At 58.4% G+C, this 3,094-nt stretch carries 5 protein-coding genes; 2 read left to right on the forward strand and 3 right to left on the reverse strand.

The features are described from left to right. Positions 1-208, reverse strand: a 208-nt coding sequence (locus tag HMPREF0298_RS12390; RefSeq protein ID WP_040422209.1) for a hypothetical protein, incomplete at its 3' end; no start/stop codon positions are given. A 116-nt stretch (positions 209-324) separates the two neighbouring features. Here HMPREF0298_RS12390 and HMPREF0298_RS11530 point away from each other — a divergent pair. Continuing rightward, positions 325-864 carry a TetR/AcrR family transcriptional regulator gene (locus tag HMPREF0298_RS11530; RefSeq protein ID WP_006839595.1) on the forward strand — a complete coding sequence of 180 codons (540 nt, stop codon included), beginning with the start codon at positions 325-327 and terminating at the stop codon, positions 862-864. Positions 865-918: 54 nt separating this feature from the next. Here HMPREF0298_RS11530 and HMPREF0298_RS02885 read toward each other — a convergent pair whose 3' ends face one another. Beyond that, positions 919-1,659 carry an ABC transporter permease gene (locus tag HMPREF0298_RS02885; RefSeq protein ID WP_157464345.1) on the reverse strand — a complete coding sequence of 247 codons (741 nt, stop codon included), beginning with the start codon at positions 1,657-1,659 and terminating at the stop codon, positions 919-921. Then, positions 1,656-2,357, reverse strand: coding sequence for an ABC transporter ATP-binding protein (locus tag HMPREF0298_RS02890; protein WP_083789488.1), 702 nt, complete (start codon positions 2,355-2,357; stop codon positions 1,656-1,658). The genes HMPREF0298_RS02885 and HMPREF0298_RS02890 overlap by 4 nt, the downstream gene beginning before the upstream one ends. A 38-nt stretch (positions 2,358-2,395) precedes the next feature. Between HMPREF0298_RS02890 and HMPREF0298_RS11755 the strand changes: the two genes are divergently transcribed. Beyond that, positions 2,396-3,016, forward strand: coding sequence for a TetR/AcrR family transcriptional regulator (locus HMPREF0298_RS11755; RefSeq protein WP_083789489.1), 621 nt, complete (start codon positions 2,396-2,398; stop codon positions 3,014-3,016). Positions 3,017-3,094 lie beyond the last annotated feature (78 nt).

The raw sequence follows: 3,094 nt of genomic DNA on the forward strand, positions 1-3,094 counted from the left end.
ACAGCACCTCCGACAGACCCTCGGTGACTATGGCGGGGCCCGAGCCTGTCACCGTCCATCCGCCCTCCTTTAGCGTCTGCTCAATCTGCATCGCCCCAAGCATCGACAGCCCCGACAACACGAAAGCCACGGCGAGTGTCACCGCTGCTCCCCAGTGTCGGTTAACCGATTGCTTGGACGTTTCCATCCCCTCAGCACGAGACGTCATTGTTTGTTCTCCTCTAAACCCCGACCTCAGACCGCGGCACAACATTGTTCAATTAGCGAGTATCCGCTAAGTTTGGAATCTAGCATAACTTAGCGACCACTCGATATGATGAGAGAATGGCACGTTCAACCGCGCAGGCACGGCGCAATGAAGTCGTCGAGGCCGCGATTCATCTATTCGCCCACTCCGGGTACCACGGCACGAAGACCTCGGCGATCGCCGATGACGTCGGGGTCTCGCAGCCTTACTTGTTCCAGCTCTACCCCACGAAGAAAGCGATGTTCATCGCCGCCTGGGAGGCGGCCTGCGACCGCATCATCGCAACTCTGACGGCTGCCGTCGAGAACACTCCAGCAGAAGAACGTCTCCCTGTACTCGCCGCCAGCTACGACGACCTCGTCGCAGAAGACCGTGACCTGCTCACGATTCAGGTCCATGCCTGGGCTGCCGCCACCTCCGACGATCAAATCGCCGCCGCGACCAGAAACGGGGTCGAACGCCTACGTGACTTGGCTATCGAACACCTCGGCGTGAACCGTGACCAGGCCACCCGAATGATCTCGGTTATGGCGTTCTACAACATCAATGCCAGCATCAACCTCGACAACGCCGAAGAATGTTCAGTCGCTCACCTGCTCGGCGACGCCTTGGAGTAACACCGTCTAGGCTCACCACGCGCTCTCAAAGTTCACCTCGGGCGCTCAGACTTCTTAAGGTGTTTTCCGGCGCAGGCTCACTGCGCCGAGCACGACGAATGCCGCGCAAAACCCAGAAAGTATGGCGATATCAGTTACCAGATCGCCCTTGGGAAACGCAGACGGGGTGGGGGCGTTGCTTAACGCGAGCATCGCGTCGACGACGTAGCTGATCGGCATGGTGTGCGAGAGCAACTCGAGGGCATGCGGCATTTCTTCCCGGGGCACGATAACGCCACATAGCAGGAATTGGGGAACGATAGCAGCGGGGACGAATTGCATAACCTGGAATTCCGTATGGGCAAAAGCAGACGCTAACAATCCTGCGGTGGTGCCGGTAAGAGCGCTGAGCAAAGCGACCACAACGAACGCGGCGAGTGATCCCTCGATATCCAAGTCGAGTAGCCGGGTGCAGACAACAACGGTGATCAGCGTTTGTGCGATCGCAACCAGGCTGAAGGTCAGCGTGTAACCACCGATGATGTCGATCCGGCGCACCGGCATTGTGAGCGCTCGTTCCAGTGTTCCGGAACTGCGCTCGCGAAGCGTGGTCACGGATGCGACAAGGAACATTACGAGGAACGGAAACACCCCGAGGACTGCGTGCGCGATGCGGTCAAATAATCCAGTGTTGCTCAAGATCCAATACAGCAAGGACATTAGGACAGCTGGCAACACGAAGATGAGTGCGAGAGTTCGTGGGTCCCGTCGCAACTGGTTGCCGACCCGCTTGGCCACTGCAAAACTTGCCCTCACTTGGTCATTGCCTCCACGAATGCCGCTTCAAGCGTCGCTGCACCGGTTTCGCGTTTGATGGTTTCCGGGTGCGTGTGGCTCACCTTGCCGTCGCGAATGAACAATACGTTGTCGCAGTGCTCGGCTTCATCCAGGATGTGGCTCGAGATAATCAGCGTGGTGCCCTTGTGAGCCAGCTCCTTGAACAGGTCCCACATCTGGGCTCGCAGGATGGGGTCGAGGCCGACCGTTGGCTCGTCGAGGACAACAAGTTCCGGATCTGGCAGTAGGGCGACCGCAAGACTTACGCGGCTGCGTTGACCACCGCTGAGCTTGCGCACCGGCTCGTCGATCTTGGCGGTCAGATCGAGCTGGTCGACCACTCCGTCGATTCGGTTGCGGCGAAGCCCGTAAATGTCTGCGACATAGCTAAGGTTCTCTCGCACGGAGAGTTCGTCGAACACGCTAGCTTGCTGGGTTGCGTACGTGACCTTGGTGCGCAGTTGGCGATGACCTGCGGGCAGTCCAAGCACGTGCACAGTGCCGTCGACACGAGCCTGCGTGCCAACGATCATGCGCATCAACGTGGTCTTGCCTGATCCTGAAGGGCCGACAAGCGCGCTTATCGAACCTCGAGGCAAGGTGAAGGAAACAGGCTGGAGGATTCGGGCTCGCGCGTTCCGCATAGCAACTGCGGGAGTATCCGGGTCTGGTTTCATAGTGAAAGTGTCACCGTTCGCCAGCTAGTGTTTCCAGCATGGTGAATAAACGCCGCGGTCGCCCGAGCGAACCATCGGAACGTCGAGAGCTCATCCTTCGTGCAGCTAGGAGGCAGTTTCTCCAGAATGGATATGCAGGCACGACGCTTCGAGCAATCGCAGCTGAAGCAGACGTGGATCACGCTTTGGTGAATTATTATTTTGGCAGCAAAGATGCGTTGTTTTGCGAAGCGGTGCTCGATGGGTTGAGCGCGTCCGCGATATTGCGCTCAGTAAGTTCGGTCCCGGAACTCCCGCCTGGCCAGTTCCCTCAACTGCTTGCCCGCACGTTCGTTGCCTATTGCGAGTCGTCTCCCTTTCAAGAGCGAGTACTGCCAGCGTTTCGATACGCAATGAAAGACGACGACACCAGGGCAATCGTATCCGGCTACTTCGAGCGTGAAATTCTTGCCGGTGCCGAAGAACTCCTTCTCGGATTACGGGCACAGCATCCGGGCCACCCTCGGCTGAGCACCGCCGACGCGGTAGTACAGAACTCGATTGTCCTGCTGGGGGCTCTGGTGTCGCGTTATGTGCTGCAGGTGCAGCCCCACGCGTCAATTTCACCCGATCAATTCGCTTCAGTTCTGGCACGCCTGATTCGAGTGTCGCTCCTGTGAGCAACCAATCACATTCCTTGCGTTTCTACGAATCCGCCGTAGTGCGGCGGGAGCCCGGCGAACAGAGACGGATTCGGG

Source organism: Corynebacterium lipophiloflavum DSM 44291 (assembly GCF_000159635.1).
GTDB classification, from domain to species: domain Bacteria; phylum Actinomycetota; class Actinomycetes; order Mycobacteriales; family Mycobacteriaceae; genus Corynebacterium; species Corynebacterium lipophiloflavum.

Excerpts from the sequence above, each read along its gene's own strand:
- HMPREF0298_RS11530 (WP_006839595.1), top strand. The coding sequence starts at position 325 with ATGGCACGTTCAACCGCGCAGGCACGGCGCAATGAAGTCGTCGAGGCC.
- HMPREF0298_RS02890 (WP_083789488.1), bottom strand. The coding sequence starts at position 2,357 with ATGAAACCAGACCCGGATACTCCCGCAGTTGCTATGCGGAACGCGCGA.
- HMPREF0298_RS11755 (WP_083789489.1), top strand. The coding sequence starts at position 2,396 with ATGGTGAATAAACGCCGCGGTCGCCCGAGCGAACCATCGGAACGTCGA.